The organism is Streptomyces sp. JNUCC 64 (assembly GCF_054484115.1).
This window is the reverse complement of sequence record NZ_CM137015.1, coordinates 6,368,181-6,384,551: the sequence shown is the minus strand read 5'-3', so window position 1 is coordinate 6,384,551 and position 16,371 is coordinate 6,368,181. Positions and strand designations below refer to the sequence as shown.

Genomic DNA, 16,371 nt, shown 5'->3' with positions numbered 1-16,371 from the left:
ACGGCGCCCCGGCGTCCCGCTCGGCCTCCCCCGCCGCCCCTCCAGACGAACAGGAGACCGAACGTGACGGTCCTCCCCGGTGCCGAGCCGTTCCACCACGAGGGCGGGGACGTCGGCGTCCTCCTCTGCCACGGGTTCACCGGCTCCCCGCAGTCCCTGCGCCCCTGGGCGGAGCACCTGGCCGCGCGCGGGCTGACGGTGTCGCTGCCGCTGCTCCCGGGGCACGGCACCCGCTGGGAGGAGATGCGGCCGACCGGCTGGCAGGACTGGTACGCGGAGGTGGAGCGGGAGCTGCTGACGCTGACCGCGCGGTGCTCCCGGGTGTTCGTGTGCGGGCTGTCCATGGGCGGGGCGCTGGCGCTGCGGCTGGCGGCCCGGCACGGGGACGCGGTGGACGGCGTGGTGGTCGTCAACCCCGGGCTCGGGGTGCACGGCGCGGCGGCGAAGGCGCTGCCGGTGATCCGGCACCTGGTGCCCTCGGTGAGCGGGCTGACCGGGGACATCGCCAAGGAGGGCGTGCGGGAGGTCGGGTACGACCGGGTGCCGCTGCACGCCGCGTACTCGGTGAGCCGCTTCTTCCGGATGGTGGACGCGGAACTGCCCCAGGTGACACAGCCGTTGCTGCTGTTGCACAGCCCGGAGGACCATGTGGTGCCGCCCTCGGACTCGGCGCGGGTGCTGGGCCGGGTCTCCTCGACCGATGTCACGGAGGTGTTGCTGGAACACAGCTACCACGTCGCGACGTTGGACCACGATGCGGGCCGGATCTTCGCGGAGAGCCACGCGTTCATCGGCCGGATCGCACCCAGTGACGAGGAAGGGACGGCCACCGGTGGCTGAGCACGACCGTGACGAGGGCCGCGAGCCCGATGACCGCGCCGCGGCGGAACAGCAGGGCGAGGCCGTGCCGTTGGACGAGACGGCGGCGTGGGAGGCGATCGTGGCCGGGTACGGCGACGAGCCGCCGGACCCGCCCGGGGCCAAGCCGTTCAAGTCGGTGGAGGACCTGGCCCTGCTGGAGGTGGAGCCCAACGACTCCCCCGACGGCCCGGCCGACGGGGCCCCGTCGTCGTCCTCCCCGGCCGGGAAGCCCGGCCCGGCGGACGTCCCGGACAAACCGCTGGGCGGCTCCGTGGTGTTCGCGCCCGGGGTCGGCGGCGGCGGCCCCCGGGACCACAGCTTGGAGGAGGCCTCCGAGGAGGACTTCGACCCCGACGACGAGGGGCACTTCGTCCCGCCGGAGCCGCCGCCGCTGCCCGCCTCGGACCCCACCGCGAAGTTCGGCTGGCTCGGGGTGCTCGGGGGGCCGCTGCTGATGCTGGCGGCGGTGCTGTTCGGCTGGGAGATGACCTGGTGGCTGACGACGCTGGGCATCGGCGGCTTCCTGGGCGGCTTCGGCACGCTGGTGGCCCGGATGGAGAGCGACGAGGAGGGCGACGACGACCCCGGACGGGGCGCGGTCGTCTAGGCCGTCTCTTACGGACTGGGCCCTTGCTCCCGGCGGGGCCGCCGCCTGCAGGGGCCGTGGGCCCTGCCTTACCCAGGCGCCCCGCCTTACACAGGCCCCTGCCTTCCGGTAGGGCCTTCCTCCCGGTTCCGGCTGGACCGGGAGGGGGCGGCCGGACCGGGGGGACGGGCCTCGGGTCAGGCCGGGCCGGCGGGGATCCGCAGGGTGGCCAGGACGGGCAGGTGGTCCGTGGCCGCCCGCAGGTCCCCGGCGGTGACGCCGGGCAGTTGGTCGGGGACCCCGCAGCCCAGCACCTCGACGCCCGGGGTGGCGAGGACGGCGTCGATCCGCTGGTGGGGGGCCGTCGCCGGGGAGGTGTGCTCGCTCCCCCACGGCGCGGTGGCCCAGCCGTCCTGGAGGGCGTCCGCGAGCCGTCGGAAGGCGGGGCCGTCGGGACGTTCGTTGAGGTCGCCGCCCGCGACGGCGTGCGGGACGCCGAGGCCGTCGAGCCGGTCGAGCAGCATCCCGGACTGGGCGAACCGCTCGTCCCGCTGGAGCGAGAGATGACAGCTGAGGACGCCGAACCGGGCCCCGCCGACCCGCAGCACGGCGGTGGAGAACCCCCGGCGGTGCTGGCCGGGGGTGAGCGGCAGCAGGACGTCCTCGGTGCGTTCCACGGTGGCCCGCAGCGAGCAGAGCAGCGCGGGTCCGGCGGCGGTCGCCCCGCCGGAGAGCACGTACAGCCCGCTGGACGCGGCGAGCCGGGCGAGCTTCTTGCGCCAGCGGAAGAAGCGGGGCGCCTCCTGGACGAGGACCACGTCCGGGGCACAGGCCCGGATCACCCGGGCCAGGGCGGCGGTGTCGTCCCGCATCGACCGCACGTTGTAGCTCAGCACCCGCACCACGGCGGAACCGTCCGGTTCCGCGACCGAGTTGACGTCCATGGGCCCAACGTACGCCGGTGGCGACGCGCTCCGGAAAACCGACACCGGCCCGTCCCGTCCCCTGGGGGGCGGGACGGGCCGGTGCGCCGGTGATCCGGCGGAGGCTCGCGATCCGGGCGGGGACCGGTGGCCCGGGCGGGGACCCGTGGTCCGGACGGGGACCGGTGACGCGGACGGGACCCATGGTCCGGGCGGAAACCGGTGGCCCGGGCGAGGGCCGGTGACGCGGGCGGAGACCGGTGGTCCGGGGCAGACCGGGGTCCGGGGGGGGCCGGGGTCCGGGGGGGCCGGGGGGACCGGGGAGGTCCGGGGGGACCGGGTCGGCCGTGGGGCCGCCGCAGGGGCTATCCCTGGCGGGCCAGGTCCGCCGCGCCCACCAGTCCGGCGCGGCCACCGAGCCGTGCCGCCAGCACCTGGGCGTGCGGGCGCCAGTGGGAGCCGACCAGCCAGCGGCGGAAGGACTTGCGGATCGGGTCCAGGACGAGTTCGCCCTCGTCGGAGACGCCGCCGCCGACGATGAACGCGGAGGGGTCGAAGAGGGAGGCGAGGTCGGCGAGTCCGGCACCGGCCCAACGGGCCAGCTCCCGGAAGGAGTCGACGGCCACCGGGTCCCCGGCGCGCGCCGCGTCGCTCACGTGCTTGCCCTGGACGCCCTCCGGGGTGCCGTCCCCGAGGCCGAGCAGGACCGTCGCGTTCTCGGGGGTGGCCCGGGCCCGCTGCCGGGCGTAGCGGACGAGGGCCCGTCCGCTGGCGTACTGCTCCCAGCAGCCCTGGCTGCCGCAGCCGCAGAGCAGACCGTCGGGGACCATCCGGACGTGTCCGAACTCGGCGGCGACGCCGAACCGGCCGCGGCGCAGTTCGCCGCCCATGATGACGCCGCCGCCGATGCCGGTGCCGAGGGTCACGCAGACGACGTCCTCGTGGCCCTGTCCGGCGCCGAAGCGGTACTCGCCCCAGGCGGCGGCGTTGGCGTCGTTCTCCACCACGACGGGGAGCCCGACGCGCTGTTCGACCTTGTCCTTCAGCGGTTCGTCGCGCCAGTCGATGTTGGGGGCGAACAGGACGGTGGCCCGCTTGTCGTCCACGTATCCGGCGGCGCCGACCCCGACCGCCTCGACGTCGTGGTCCCGGGCGGCGCGGCCGACGGCCTCGCGGATCGCGTCGACGATGCCGTCGGGAGTGGCGGGGGTGGGCACGGTGTGCGTCTCCAGGATCACGCCCGCTTCGTCGACCACCCCGGCCGCGATCTTCGTGCCGCCGATGTCGACCCCGATGGTCAGTCCCATGTGCCCCTCAGCTCGGTCGTGCCCCGTCGCACGGCACACCGTACCGGAGGGGGTGGGTCAGTCGAGGTCGATCCGGCCGTCCCGGCCGGGGTCCTCATCGGGCCGGGAGGACTGCTCACCAGGGGTGTCGCCGGAGCCCTCCGGGGCCTCGGACGCCTTGGGGTCCCGGGGCGACGGGGCGTCGCCCCGGGTCCAGCGGGTCTCCTGGGCGCGGGCGGCGGAGCGGTACGCGGCGAGCAGTTCCCCGCCCGCGGCGGCCAGGTGGTCGAACACCTCGGGGTTGCGTTCGATGACCGGTTCGACGGCCTCCCGGGCCTGGCGGGCCACCTGGCGGACGACTCCGGAGGCGGCCGGGCCGAGCAGCGGGGAGGAGAGCCCGGCGAGCCGGTCCGCGACCGTGTCCACCAGCTTGCGCAGCTCCTCGGCGGCGGAGCCGGGGGGCGGACCGTAGGCGGAGCGGCGCCGTTCGCGCTCGGCGGCGAGGTCCTCGGCGCAGGCCGTGGACCAGGCGTCGGGGTCGGGGGCCCCGGTGGTGTCCCGGTCGGCGTCCGCGCCGCTCTCGTCGCCGGGGCGGGGGTCGGGGCGCTCGGCTTCGCTCATGAAGGGGTGACTCCTGCGGAATGCGGAAGAGGACGGTTCGCCCCTTCGACGGTACCCGAACGGCGGTACCGTCTCACTCCCGCTCTCCTCGTCACCTCTTCGGCCACAGTCCGGGGTCGGGGGCGCAGCGGACCTTAAGCCCGCCGTCGCGCAGTCCGGCGCCGACGACGGTGCAGCGGCGCAGCGCGGAGGGCAGCGGAACGATCCTGCGGAACCGTCCGACGGTGAGGACGAGTTCGTCGCCCCGGCGCAGCAGGTCGAGTTCCTCCCGGACGGCGCCCGGCAGGGGGATGTCCCAGACCAGCACCCCGTCCTCGGCGAGGCGGTCGACGACCGGCCACTCCACGGGCGGGGGCGGGGCCGCGTCGAAGGGGACGGCGAGCGCGGCGAGGTCGTCGGGGCCCTCGGGGGCGCGGCCCAGATGGGGCAGCTCGTGCGGGACGGGGACGGTCCCGTCCGTCCCGTCGGCGGCGCCGGTCCAGTCGGTGAGCGCGGCGCGCTGCTGGGCGACCGGTCCGGCGAGCCAGTCCCCGCCGGTGCCGGTGGGCAGGACCCGGCTGGCGAGCAGGGCGTCCACCCGCAGGGCGTGCAGGGCGAGGCCAGGGGTGACGGCGCGCAGGGCGCGGGTGGCGGCCGGGCCCGGCTCGGCGACCAGCCGGACGGTGGTGGCCGGGTCGGCGACGAGGGCCTCGACGGCGGCGAGTTCCGCGTCCCAGCGCTCGACGGTCTCGTACAGGGCGGCGGCGGGCACCGGGACCCCCGCGAGCCGTCCGAGCATCGGGCGCAGGCCCTGGGCGGCGCGCCGCTCGGGCGGGAGCAGTCGGCGCAGATAGCGCCGGAGCTGCTGGGGCAGGGCGAGCAGGGCGAGCGCCCGGTCCAGCGGGGGGAGGTCGACGACCAGGACGTCCACCGTGCCGCGCGGGGCGCGGGCGGTCTCCCGCAGCGCGCGGAGGACGGCGGCCTCCTCGGCGCCGGGCAGCGGGGTCAGTTCCGCGGCCTCCAGCCGGGCGGCTCCGGCGAGGTCCAGCGCGGGGGCGGCCCAGTCCTGGAGGCGCAGCAGATCGGCGCCGAAGGAGGGGGCGGCCGAGGGGCGCCAGGCGGTGAGGCCGGAGGCCGGGCCGGTGAGGGGGACGGGGTCGGCGCCGACGGGGACCCCGAGGGCGGCGCCGAGGCCGTCGGTGGGATCGGCCGACAGGACCAGGGTCCGGTGTCCGGCGCGGACGGCGGCCAGCGCGGTGGCGGCGGCCACCGTGGTGCGGCCCGCGCCCCCGGGGCCCGTGACGAGGATCGTTCGCATGTCCGCACGCTAGTACCTGGCCGGACGGGTTCCGGCACGGGTGTCCGGGGTCGACGGCCGGGCCCGCCGCGCCGCCGCCCGGCCGCGCTTCCCCCGTACTTGGCGGGAACCCGCCGGACCGCCCCGGGGACCGTTGCCCCGGCAGGGGCAGCGGCCGGACGGCGGGCGGACCGTCAGGGGCGGACCTCAGGGGAGCGGGGCGTCAGGCCGACTCGACGCGTTCCTTGAGCCCGGCGAGGGCCCGGTCGATGATGACCTTCTCAGCCTTGCGCTTGATCATGCCGAGCATGGGGATCTTGACGTCGACGGTCAGCTGGTAGGTGACCTCGGTCGCGTCCTCCCCCATGTCCTTCAGCAGGTACGAGCCGTCCAGGGAGCGCAGCATCTGCGACTTCACCAGGGTCCAGCTGACCTCGTGCGCCCCGTTCCAGGTGTAGGCGAGCGTCTGGTCGTCCTTGATCGCGCCCGCGTCCATCACCAGCCGGACCCGTTCGGCGCGGCCGTCGGCGTCGGCGGCCAGCACCTGGGCCTCCTTCACCTCGCCGGTCCAGTCGGGGTAGCGGGAGAAGTCGGCGATCACGGCCATGACGTCGGCCGGGGCGGCCTCGATCCTGATGCTCGAACTGGTGTACTCCGCCATCGCCGTGGCTCCTCCCGTTGCGGTGCGGTGGATGCGGGCGCGCGTGGTGTGACGCGCGGGATAGGGATGAAGGCTACCGCGCACCGCTCACCGGCGGTTCCCGGCCCCGTGACGCCCGGCGGGGCTCACCACTCCAGCACCCACGGCCGCCCGGTACGGGCGAAGTGCCCCACGTTGACGCACTCGGTGGCGCCGATCCGCATCCGGCGGGCCAGCGGCTGGTGGACGTGGCCGAAGAGGGCGTAGCGGGGGCGGACCCGGCGGATGGCGTCGAGCACGGCGCGGCTGCCGCGCTCGAACCGGCGCGGCACGGTGTCGTACAGCAGTTCCGGCACGTCCGGCGGGATGTGGGTGCACAGCACGTCCACCTCCCCGAGTGCCTCGACCTTGGCCGCGTACTCCTCGTCGTCGATCTCGAAGGGGGTGCGCATGGGGGTGCGCAGTCCGCCGCCGACGAAGCCGAAGGTCCGGCCGCCGATCTCGACGCGCCCGCCGTCCAGGACGGTGGTGCCCGGGCGGACGTACTCGGACCAGAGGCCGGGCACGTCCACGTTGCCGTAGGTGGCGTAGGTGGGGTCGGGGAAGGCGGCGAACAGTTCGGCGTACTGTCCGCGCACCGCCCGGGTGACGACCTCCTCGTCGACGCTCCGCCACAGTCCGCCCGCGAGCTCCCGCGCCTCGTCGAAGCGGCGCTCGGTGCGCAGGGCGACCAGCCGCGCGGTGTTCGCGGTCCCGAACAGTTCGGCGAAGATGCCGCGCGAGTGGTCCGCGTAGTCGAGGAAGAGGAGCAGGTCGCCGAGGCAGACGAGGGCGTCCGCCCCGTCCCCCGCGCGGGCGAGGTCACGGACGTTGCCGTGCACGTCGCTCACCACGTGGATACGGGTGCGGCGGGCGCCCCGCGCGGCGGGTGCGGCGGGGACGGCGGTGTGGGCGTGGCGCGTTCGGGGCGGGGTGGCTGCCATGGGCGTCACCCTAGGGCGGTCCGTCCGGGCGCGGGTAGAGGGTGCCGGACCTGCGGTTACTTCCCAGTCGGGAACGGGGTGGACTACTGTGCGCCAGGGAATGCCCTGACATGTGACGCAGCGAACATCTGGCCGGAACCCTCTATCGAAGGGGACTACCGGTCGGTAACGTCCGGGCCGTCCTGTCGTGCCCGTCCTGCCCCGGGCCCGGCGCCCGAGTGCCGCGTCCCGGCCCCGGGGGTCTGACCACGGGGTTCCCGGGCCACCGCCGAGCCGTGACCGGACCGCCGCAGCGACACAGTGTCGTGGCGCCGGCGCCCTATGAGGAGCAGCAGCCTTGCGCGAGTTCAGCCTTCCGGCCCTGTACGAGGTCCCGACGGACGGCAACCTGACCGACATCGTGCGCAGAAACGCGGTCCGCCACCCCGAGGTGGCCGTGATCGCCCGCAAGGTGGACGGCGCGTGGCGGGACGTGTCGGCGCGGGACTTCCTCGCCGAGGTCGAGACCGCCGCCAAGGGGCTGATCGCGGCCGGGGTCGGACCCGGCGACCGGGTCGGGCTGATGTCGCGCACCCGCTACGAGTGGACCCTGCTGGACTTCGCGATCTGGAGCGCGGGCGGGATCACCGTCCCGGTGTACGAGACCAGCTCCCCCGAGCAAGTGGAGTGGATCCTGTCCGACGCGGACGCGGTGGCCTGCGTCGTCGAGACGGACGCCCACGCGGCGGCGGTGGAGTCGGTGCGCGACCGGCTCCCGGCGCTGCGGAACGTGTGGGGGATCGACGCGGGCGGCGTCGAGGAGCTGGGACGGCTGGGCGCGGAGCTGGCCGACGGCGACGCGGTGGTCGCCGAGCGGGGCGCGCTCGCCAAGGCGGACGACCCGGCGACCATCATCTACACCTCCGGCACCACGGGCCGCCCCAAGGGCTGTGTGCTGACCCACCGCAGCTTCCTCGCGGAGTGCGGCAACGTGGTGGAGCGGCTGAAGCCCCTGTTCCGCACCGGCGAGTGCTCGATCCTGCTGTTCCTGCCGCTCGCCCACGTCTTCGGGCGGATGGTGCAGATCGCCCCGATGATGGCGCCGATCCGGATCGGCTGCGTCCCGGACGTCCGCCAGCTCACCGATGAACTCGCCAGCTTCCGGCCCACGTTGATCCTGGGCGTGCCGCGCGTCTTCGAGAAGGTCTACAACGGCGCCCGGGCCAAGGCGCAGGCCGACGGCAAGGGCCGGATCTTCGACCGGGCCGCCGACACGGCGATCGCCTACAGCCGCGCCCAGGACACCGCCTCGGGCCCGTCGCTGGGGCTGCGGATCAAGCACAAGATCTTCGACAAGCTCGTCTACGGCAAGCTGCGGGCGGTGCTCGGCGGGAACGGCGAGTACGCGATCTCGGGCGGGGCGCCGCTCGGGGAACGGCTCGGGCACTTCTTCCGTGGCATCGGCTTCACCGTCCTGGAGGGGTACGGGCTCACCGAGACCTGCGCGGCGACCTCGTTCAACCCGTGGGACCGGCAGAAGATCGGCACGGTCGGCCAGCCGCTGCCCGGCTCGGTGATCCGGATCGCCGACGACGGCGAGGTGCTGCTCCACGGCGAGCACCTGTTCAGCGGCTACTGGAACAACGAGGCCGCGACCGCCGAGGCGCTGCGCGACGGCTGGTTCCACACCGGGGACATCGGCACCCTGGACGAGGACGGCTATCTGCGGATCACCGGCCGCAAGAAGGAGATCATCGTCACCGCGGGCGGCAAGAACGTGGCCCCCGCGGTGATCGAGGACCGCATCCGGGCGCACGCCCTGGTCGCGGAGTGCATGGTGGTCGGGGACGGCCGTCCGTTCGTGGGCGCGCTGATCACCCTGGACGAGGAGTTCCTGGGCCGCTGGGCCCGCGAGAACGGCAAGCCCGCCGGGTCGACCACCGCGTCCCTGCGCACCGATCCGGAACTGCTGGCGGCGGTGCAGCGGGCCGTCGACGACGGCAACGCGGCGGTGTCCAAGGCGGAGTCGGTCCGCAAGTTCCGGGTGCTGGGCGGACAGTTCACCGAGGACACGGGGCATCTGACCCCGTCGATGAAGCTGAAGCGGAACGTCGTCGCGAAGGACTTCGCGGACGAGATCGAGGCCATCTACCGCGGCTGAGCGGGGCGTTCGGGCGCGGTGGGCCGGGCGTGGCCGGGCGCCGGTGCGCTCCCGCGGGCGCGTCTTCGGCCGCCGGTCGGTGGTGGGCCGCTCGCGCCGTTCCCCGCGCCCCTGACGGGGCGTTCGGGTGGAGTCCCGGGCCGTCGGTCTCGGTAGCCTGGCGGCACTGGCATGGGGGGGAGCCGACCGTGGGGAACGTCCTGTCCGTGGCTGTCGGGGCCGTCATCGGACTGCTGGGGATCCTGTTCGGCGCGTGGTTCACCGCACGCCGACAGGACCGGATGTGGCTCCGCGAGCAGAAGCTCAGAGCGGGGATCGGCTTCAACACGGCGGTGGTCCAGCTGCTGGATCATCTGAAGGACACACGGCTCGGTGACGACGGGCCCGGAGCCAACGAGTTGGCCGACCGGTTGCAGGAAGCCCGCTCGGCCCTCTATCTGCTCTGCGCCGACGACACCGTCGAGCTGGCCGACGCGCTCGCGCGTCGGGTCTGGAACACCCGGCCCACCGCCGGGAGGGACGACCGCAGAGCCGAGTTCCGTGAGACCACGGACCTGCTGCGGCGCTTCACCCGGCAGCTGAGGCGGGAGATCGCCGGAACGTAGCCCCGGTCGGCAGCGGTCCCCAGGCGGGACCGCCCCCTCCGGATCCGCGCACCCGCTCGGTCCGGGGCCGGGGTCAGGGGCGGGCGACGATCTTCGGGAGGGCGTCGGTCACCGCGGTGATCAGGGCGCGGCTGGCCTCGTGCGCGGCCGCGCCGCCCGCCACCGGATCGGTTCCGGCGCGCTGGCCGAGGACCACCCCGACGACCAGTCGCGGCGTCCCCGCGACCTCCCGCCGGACCGCCCACACCAGATTGCCGCCCGCCGGGGTGGAGGAGCCGGTCTTCACCCCGATCACCCCGTCCCGGCCGAGCAGCTTGTTGGTGTTGGCGATCCGCGTCCCGTTGCCGGGCACGGTGACCTCCCGGGTGGCGACGACCTCGCGGAAGACCGGGTTCCGCAGGGCGGCCCGGGCCAGCCGCAGCTGGTCGGCGGCGGTGCTCCGGGTGTCCGGTTCCAGGCCGCTGGACCCGGTGTAGGTGGTGTCCCGCATGCCCAGCGCGGCCGCCTCCCGGTTCATCTTCGCGACGAACTCCCGCTCGCTCCCCGCGTCCCAGCGGGCCAGCAGCCGGGCCACGTTGTTGGCGGAGCCCACCATCAGGAACTCCAGCAGCCGCCGCTGCTGGTACTCCCGGCCCTCCTCCACGGGGACGGTCGACTCGACCGACGAGTACGACTCGTCCGCCGCCCGCCGGTCGGCGACCACCGTCGCGCCGCCCGCCCCGGGCCGCACCGGGTGTTCCTTGAGGATGACGTGGGCCGTCATGACCTTGGCGAGGCTGGCGATCGGCACCGGTTCCCGCCCGCCCCGGGTGCCGAGGCTGCCGACCCCCTCCACGCTGACGCTCGACTGCCCCTCGGCGGGCCACGGCAGCTCCAGCGAACGGGCGGCCCCGGCCACCGGCGGGGCCCCGGGGGTGAGGGGGGCCTCGGAGCGGGTGCCGTCGTCGAGGACGAGCCAGGCCCCGGTGCCGGTCGCCAGGACGGCCGCCGCGACCAGCGGGACGAGCGGGAGGCGCCACGGCTTGGCGCCCCGCCCCGCGACGGGCGACGGACGGTCCTTCGGGGGGAGCGGCCCGTGCGGGTGCTCCGGGCGGGGCCGGGGCGAGCGCTCCGGACGGACGGTGGACTGGGGGAACACGGGCGCCTCCGGGTGGGTACGGGTGCGGTTCTCGCACGGGTCCCACCCTCGGAGAGGCGTTCTTCGGAGCCGGTGCGACGCCGTTTCCACCGCCGCGCGCGTGCGTTGCGGTTCCGTTTCGGGGGGGGACGCGACGGGTTCCCCGCGCCGAAGCGGGGTGGGCCCGCGCCCGGATCGGGGCGCGACGAGTCCATGACCGGACCGGAGCAGGGCGGACCCCGCGTCGGGGACCGGAGCGGACAGGAGACGGCCCGCGCCGCCGGGAACGGGACGGAACGGGAGACGGCCCGCGCCGGGTTCAGGGAGCGCGGCGCCCCTCGACCGCGCCGGGGTCAGGAAGCGCCGGGGGCCGGACTCTCGTCGAGGGCAGGGCCCGGGCCGAGGTACGGATCGGCACCGAGGTCGGGGCCCGTGTCAGGTCCGGGGCGGCACCGGAGGGACCGGGGCGGCACCGAGGTCCGGGGCGGCGTCGGGGACCGGGTCCGGGCCGGAGGTCAGGTCCAGGGTGGCGACCGCGCCGCCGTCCGGGGCGTTCGCGAAGGTGAGCCGGGCGCCCAGCACCCCGGCCTGGCCCTGGGCGACGGTCAGCCCGAGACCGTGGCCGCGTCCGCGCTCGTCGGCCCCGGTGCGGAACCGCCGGGGCCCGTCCGCCAGCAGGTCCGGGGGGAACCCGGGCCCGTGGTCGCGCACCGTGATCCGGGCCCCGTCCACGGTGACCCCGACGGGCGCCGCGCCGTGCCGGTGGGCGTTGCCGACCAGGTTGACCACGATCCGCTCCACCCGGCGCGGATCGGTCTCCACCACGGCCGCGTTCCGGACGGTGACCCGGGTGGCCTCCGCGATCCCGTCCCCGGCGCGCCGCACCACGTCGGCGACGAACTCCCCGAGCGGCACCCGGTCCGGGCGGGAGCGCTCGGCGCCCGCGTCCAGCCGGGAGATCTCCAGCAGATCCTCGACCAGCGCGTTCAGCGCCCGGACCCGGTCGCGCACCAGCCCGGTGGCCTCGTCGTCGTCCCGCAGCAGTCCGGCGGCGGTCATCAGCCCCATCAGCGGGGTGCGCAGTTCATGGGCGACGTCGGCGGTGAACCGGCGCTCGTCCTCCAACCGGCGCTGGAGCGCCCCGGCCATCTCGTCGACGGCGGCCGACATCTCGGTGATCTCGTCCTGGGCCCGGCCGGGCCGCCCGATCCGGGCGTCCAGGTCACCGTCCGCGATCACCCGGGCGGTGCGGGCGCCGTAGCGCAGCCGCCGGTTGACGGGTTCGGTGGCCAGTACCGCCAGCGGGACGACCACGCCCAGGGCGGCCAGCAGGGAGATGACGATGCGCCGGTCGAGCAGTTGCCGGTGGCGCTCGTCGCGGCTGACGTCGAGGCGGACGACCAGCACCCGGTCACCGACCCGTACGGCGCCCCACATCCAGTACCAGTTGGGCGGCCGCTCGTCGTACCAGATGCCTGTGGTGCCGTCCTCGGCCAGGTCGCGGGCGAGCGGCGCGGGCAGTTCGGAGGGGGCGCGGTCGTCCACCGGCAGCTCCACCCGTCCGGTGCGCTCGTACTCGGTCTTCGCCTCGAACAGCTGGTCGCCGGTCTGCTCCCGCAGCCGTTCCATCATCCATTCGTGGTTGGCCTCCCGGACCAGGACGCCGATGACGGCGGCCACCGCGCAGCAGGCGGCGACGGTGAGCGCGGCGATCTTCCAGCGCAGGCTGCGGAAGCGGGACTGACGCACGGCGGTCAGTCGCGGACGAGCTTGTAGCCGAAGCCGCGGACGGTCTCGATCCGGCCGCCGCCGATCTTCTTGCGCAGCCGCAGCACGCACAGGTCGACCACCCGGGTGTCGCCCTCCCAGCCGTAGTCCCAGACCTCGCGCAGCAGCCGCCTGCGGTCGAGCACCGCGCCGGGCGCGGAGGCGAACTCCAGCAGCAGCCGCAGCTCGGTGGGGGTGAGCGGAACGGTCCGGCCGTCCCGGCGGACCTCCATGCCCAGGGTGTCCACGCTCAGGTCGCCGAAGACCAGCGTGCCCTCGGGGACGGCACCGGCCGGGGGTGCGTCCCCGTCCGGGCGGAAGGTCGCGCGGCGCAGCAGGGTGCGGATGCGGGCGACCAGCACGGAGGTGTCGACGGGCTTGACGACGTAGTCGTCGGCACCGGCCTCCAGACCGGAGACGACGTCGAGGGAGTCACCGCGCGCCGACATCATCAGCACCGGGACGAGGCTCTCCTCCCGGATGCGGCGGCACAGCCCGATCCCGTCGAGCGCGGGCAGCATCACGTCGAGGATCAGCACGTCGTGCCCGCCCGCGCGGAAGCGCTCCAGGCCGTCGAGCCCGTCGGCGGCGACCTCGACCCGGTAGCCGTACCGCTCCAGGGCGAGCTGGACGCCACGGCGGATCGTGGCGTCGTCCTCGACGAACAGCACGCTGACGGGGTCCGGGACCCTGGTTGATGACACGACGTCTTCCTGGCCGTACATGGACGTTCTCCTCGTTCGCATCGTAGTCACTCGTCCGGGCGCTCCGTTCCGACGGGCGAGGGGCACCGCTCCGGGCGAGCGCCGGAGGCACCGGCAGGAGCGCCGGAGACCGGTCCGGAGGCCCGGGACCGGCCGGGGGGGAACGGCGGCCCCGGTCAGGGGCGCAGGGCTGCGGCGACCGGGAGGTGGTCGCTGCCGGTGGCGGGGAGCGTCCAGGCCGCGCGCGGGGTCAGGCCCCGGACCAGGACCTCGTCGATGCGGACCACCGGGAACCCGGCGGGCCAGGTGAAGCCGAAGCCGTCGCCCGACTCCCGCTGGGCGGAGCGCAGCCCCGAGGTCAGCGGGGCCAGGGCACGGTCGCGGTGGACGCCGTTGAGGTCCCCGAGCACCACGACCCGGGACAGCGGTTCGGCGTGGACGGCGTCCGCGAGCAGCCGGGCCGCCTCGTCGCGGCGTCCGGTGGTGAAGCCGTGGAACGGGCTGACCCGCACCGAGGCGAGGTGCGCGGCGTAGACGGCGACGGGCCCGCCGGGGGCGCGGACCGTGGCCCGCATCGCACGGGTCCAGGGCATGATCGGCACTTCCCGGACGCCGGTCAGCCGGTGTCTGCTCCACAGTCCGACCCCTCCGCGCACCGTGTGGTGGGGATAGGCGTGGGCCAGTTCGCGCAGATAGACGGCGGGGTCCCGGGGCAGTTCCTCCAGCGCGAGCACGTCCGCCCCGGCGGCGGCCAGGGCGCGGGCGGTGCCCGCCGGGTCCCGGTTGTCCGCGCCCACGTTGTGGGTGATCACCGTCAGATCGCCCGGGGCCCGCTCCCCCGTCCGGTCGGTGAGGTCCCCGGCGAAGAGCCACGCCCACACCAGGGCGGGCAGCAGCGCGGCGGCGACCGCCGTCCGGGAGCGGCGCAGGAGCGCCGGGGCGAGCAGCACCGGCACGGCCAGGCCCGTCCAGGGCAGGAGCGTCTGGAGGAGGCTGCCGAGGTTGCCGACCGCGTTGGGCACCCGGCCGTGCAGCGCCATCGTCGCCGCCCAGGCCAGGGCGGCGACGACGAGCCACCGCGTCCGGGAGCGGCGGGCCGGGGAGGTCCCCGGCCCTGACCCCGCGCCCGGCGGAGGGACGGAGCCCGGCGGTGGGCCGCCGACGGACGGGACGGCACCGCCAGGCGGGACGGCGGAGCCCGGGGACGCGGCGGGGCCCGGCGGTACGGGGGCCAGCAGTTCAGCGGGGCCCGGGGGCGGGACGGGACCCGGCGGCGGTGGAGTCCCGCCGGGTGACATGGCGGGGCGGGACGGTACGGGGCCCGGCGGGACAGCGGGGGCCAGCGGTACGGCGGGGCCCGGGGGCGGGACGGGGCCCGGCGCTGATGGGGCCCCTCCAGGTGCCGCGACGGAACCGGGTGACACAGCGGGGCCCTGCGGTACGGGGCCCGGCGGCCGGTCGGGGGCCCGGGGCGGGGCCGGGACGGGCCGGGGGGCGGGGCCGGTGGTAGGCGCACGCCCTGTGGTGGGCGCGGGCCCGGTGGCAGGCACGGACCCTGCGGTGGGCGCGGGCCCCGAGGCCCTCGGGGATGGGGATCCGGGCGGACTCGGCACGGCACATGCTCCCTGTCGTCACGGGCACCCGGGACCGGGTGCCCGGCACAGCCTGCGGGAGGCGCGCTTCCGGGCGGTCAGGGGTCCGCTTCGGGTGCCGCACGACCGCGTTTCGGATGTGTATCGGCGGTGCGCGGGGCGGATCGCCGACCGGTGCCCGCGACGTCCACCGCAGACCGCCAGGGCGCCCGCGAGGGAAGTGCCATCGATGATCCTTCCGCTCCGGGAAACCCCTTGCGGAAATACCCCGGGGGGGTATGCTGTTCTCAGAGAACGAGGACGGCGCCGAAAGGCGCATCACACGGGTGGAGACCACGATGAACAGCACTTCCGGCCACAGCACGACCCACCACGACGGTCACGGCGCCCACGGCCAGGGCGACCACGGTTCCCACGCCGGTCACGGCGCCCACAGCGGCCACGGTGGAGCCCGCCCGGGCGGGCTGGCGGTCTCCGAGGGCGGTTACACCCTCGAATTCGACGCGACGGTCCTCCCCGCCGGACCCCAGACCGTCAGCTTCCGGGTGACCGGACCCGACGGACGGCCGGTGACCCAGTACGTCCCCGAGCACGAGAAGGAACTGCACCTCATCGCCGTCCGACGGGACACCACCGGGTTCCAGCACGTGCACCCGGTACGGGACGGGGAGGGCACCTGGAGCGTCGGGGTGGACCTGACGCCGGGAGCCTGGAGGTTCTTCGCGGACATCCACCCGGCCGGCCACGACGGGACCCTGACGCTGGGCGTCGACGCCTCGGTCGCGGGAGCGTACGACCCCCGCCCGGTGCCCGGGGACACCCGCACCGCGCGGGTCGACGGGTACACCGTCACCCTCGACGGAGACCTCACGCCCGCCGGGGCGAGCGATCTGACGCTCACCGTCAGCAAGGACGGACGTCCCGTCACCGATCTGCAGCCCTACCTGGGCGCGTACGGACACCTGGTGGCCCTGCGCGTCGGCGACCTGGGCTACCTCCACGTCCACCCGGAGGGCGCGCCCGGCGACGGCGTGACCGAGCCGGGCCCCGGGATCACCTTCATGGCCGCCGCGCCCTCGGCCGGGACCTACCGCCTCTACCTGGACTTCCAGCACGACGGCGTGGTCCGCACCGCCGAGTTCACGGTCCGGGCCACCACCCCGCCGCCCGCCGACGAGCACCACGCACACCACCCGCACAACCCGCACCACGGCCACCAGCAGGACGACCACGGCCAGCACGCGCACCATGCACACCACTGAGCGGCACG

15 protein-coding genes are annotated in these 16,371 nt (G+C 75.5%); 5 read left to right on the top strand and 10 right to left on the bottom strand.

Annotation, left to right across the window (positions count from 1 at the left end; genetic code table 11):
- The first annotated feature begins 63 nt into the window (after positions 1-63).
- Both ACVWNX_RS26290 and ACVWNX_RS26285 read left to right on the top strand, forming a co-directional pair.
- The gene (locus ACVWNX_RS26290; RefSeq protein ID WP_454410506.1) at positions 64-840 is read left to right on the top strand and encodes an alpha/beta hydrolase; all 777 of its coding nucleotides are present in this window, start codon (positions 64-66) and stop codon (positions 838-840) included.
- Positions 833-1,468, top strand: a complete 636-nt coding sequence (locus ACVWNX_RS26285; protein ID WP_454410505.1) for a hypothetical protein — start codon at positions 833-835, stop codon at positions 1,466-1,468. Before ACVWNX_RS26290 ends, ACVWNX_RS26285 begins: the two co-directional genes overlap by 8 nt.
- Positions 1,469-1,644: 176 nt before the next feature.
- Here the strand turns inward: ACVWNX_RS26285 and ACVWNX_RS26280 are convergent, their stop codons facing one another.
- The 6 genes from ACVWNX_RS26280 to ACVWNX_RS26255 all read right to left on the bottom strand — a co-directional run bounded on the left by ACVWNX_RS26280 (position 1,645) and on the right by ACVWNX_RS26255 (position 7,176).
- Positions 1,645-2,391: an endonuclease/exonuclease/phosphatase family protein gene (locus ACVWNX_RS26280; protein WP_454410504.1), complete on the bottom strand. Its 747-nt coding sequence runs from the start codon at positions 2,389-2,391 to the stop codon at positions 1,645-1,647.
- 344 nt (positions 2,392-2,735) lie between these two features.
- Positions 2,736-3,677, bottom strand: a complete 942-nt coding sequence (locus ACVWNX_RS26275; RefSeq protein WP_454410503.1) for an ROK family glucokinase — start codon at positions 3,675-3,677, stop codon at positions 2,736-2,738.
- A 57-nt stretch (positions 3,678-3,734) separates the two neighbouring features.
- Positions 3,735-4,277: a DUF5304 domain-containing protein gene (locus ACVWNX_RS26270; protein WP_454410501.1), complete on the bottom strand. Its 543-nt coding sequence runs from the start codon at positions 4,275-4,277 to the stop codon at positions 3,735-3,737.
- 91 nt (positions 4,278-4,368) lie between these two features.
- Positions 4,369-5,574, bottom strand: coding sequence for an ArsA family ATPase (locus ACVWNX_RS26265; protein ID WP_454410500.1), 1,206 nt, complete (start codon positions 5,572-5,574; stop codon positions 4,369-4,371).
- 202 nt (positions 5,575-5,776) lie between these two features.
- Complete coding sequence (locus ACVWNX_RS26260) at positions 5,777-6,214, bottom strand: SRPBCC family protein (protein ID WP_454410499.1); 438 nt, start codon at positions 6,212-6,214, stop codon at positions 5,777-5,779.
- Between the two features lie 125 nt (positions 6,215-6,339).
- Entirely contained in the window at positions 6,340-7,176 is an 837-nt protein-coding gene (locus ACVWNX_RS26255; protein ID WP_454410497.1) for a metallophosphoesterase family protein, read from the bottom strand.
- Between the two features lie 337 nt (positions 7,177-7,513).
- On the opposite strand from ACVWNX_RS26255, the gene ACVWNX_RS26250 reads away from it, so the two are divergent.
- Together ACVWNX_RS26250 and ACVWNX_RS26245 are read left to right on the top strand one after the other, a co-directional pair.
- On the top strand, positions 7,514-9,316 hold the full coding sequence (locus ACVWNX_RS26250; protein WP_454410495.1) for an AMP-dependent synthetase/ligase: 1,803 nt from the start codon (positions 7,514-7,516) through the stop codon (positions 9,314-9,316).
- Between the two features lie 188 nt (positions 9,317-9,504).
- On the top strand, positions 9,505-9,921 hold the full coding sequence (locus ACVWNX_RS26245; protein ID WP_454410493.1) for a hypothetical protein: 417 nt from the start codon (positions 9,505-9,507) through the stop codon (positions 9,919-9,921).
- A gap of 73 nt (positions 9,922-9,994) precedes the next feature.
- Here the strand turns inward: ACVWNX_RS26245 and ACVWNX_RS26240 are convergent, their stop codons facing one another.
- From ACVWNX_RS26240 to ACVWNX_RS26225, 4 genes are all read right to left on the bottom strand, one after another.
- A complete protein-coding gene (locus ACVWNX_RS26240) occupies positions 9,995-11,059 on the bottom strand; it encodes a D-alanyl-D-alanine carboxypeptidase family protein (RefSeq protein ID WP_454410491.1) in 1,065 nt (354 codons plus the stop codon).
- 414 nt (positions 11,060-11,473) lie between these two features.
- Entirely contained in the window at positions 11,474-12,787 is a 1,314-nt protein-coding gene (locus ACVWNX_RS26235; RefSeq protein ID WP_454410489.1) for a sensor histidine kinase, read from the bottom strand.
- Positions 12,788-12,792: 5 nt separating this feature from the next.
- Positions 12,793-13,530, bottom strand: a complete 738-nt coding sequence (gene cseB / locus ACVWNX_RS26230) for a two-component system response regulator CseB (protein ID WP_454410487.1) — start codon at positions 13,528-13,530, stop codon at positions 12,793-12,795.
- A 155-nt stretch (positions 13,531-13,685) separates the two neighbouring features.
- Positions 13,686-14,807 (bottom strand): endonuclease/exonuclease/phosphatase family protein, encoded by a 1,122-nt coding sequence (locus ACVWNX_RS26225; protein ID WP_454410485.1) that lies wholly within the window; start codon positions 14,805-14,807, stop codon positions 13,686-13,688.
- A gap of 572 nt (positions 14,808-15,379) precedes the next feature.
- On the opposite strand from ACVWNX_RS26225, the gene ACVWNX_RS26220 reads away from it, so the two are divergent.
- Positions 15,380-16,363, top strand: coding sequence for a hypothetical protein (locus ACVWNX_RS26220; RefSeq protein ID WP_454410483.1), 984 nt, complete (start codon positions 15,380-15,382; stop codon positions 16,361-16,363).
- Positions 16,364-16,371: the final 8 nt, after the last annotated feature.

Bases quoted from the DNA above. Each gene is read 5' to 3' on its own strand.
- cseB (WP_454410487.1), bottom strand. From the start codon at position 13,530: ATGTACGGCCAGGAAGACGTCGTGTCATCAACCAGGGTCCCGGACCCC.
- ACVWNX_RS26220 (WP_454410483.1), top strand. From the start codon at position 15,380: ATGCTGTTCTCAGAGAACGAGGACGGCGCCGAAAGGCGCATCACACGG.
- ACVWNX_RS26225 (WP_454410485.1), bottom strand. From the start codon at position 14,807: ATGTCACCCGGCGGGACTCCACCGCCGCCGGGTCCCGTCCCGCCCCCG.
- ACVWNX_RS26255 (WP_454410497.1), bottom strand. From the start codon at position 7,176: ATGGCAGCCACCCCGCCCCGAACGCGCCACGCCCACACCGCCGTCCCC.
- ACVWNX_RS26260 (WP_454410499.1), bottom strand. From the start codon at position 6,214: ATGGCGGAGTACACCAGTTCGAGCATCAGGATCGAGGCCGCCCCGGCC.
- ACVWNX_RS26265 (WP_454410500.1), bottom strand. From the start codon at position 5,574: ATGCGAACGATCCTCGTCACGGGCCCCGGGGGCGCGGGCCGCACCACG.
- ACVWNX_RS26270 (WP_454410501.1), bottom strand. From the start codon at position 4,277: ATGAGCGAAGCCGAGCGCCCCGACCCCCGCCCCGGCGACGAGAGCGGC.
- ACVWNX_RS26275 (WP_454410503.1), bottom strand. From the start codon at position 3,677: ATGGGACTGACCATCGGGGTCGACATCGGCGGCACGAAGATCGCGGCC.
- ACVWNX_RS26280 (WP_454410504.1), bottom strand. From the start codon at position 2,391: ATGGACGTCAACTCGGTCGCGGAACCGGACGGTTCCGCCGTGGTGCGG.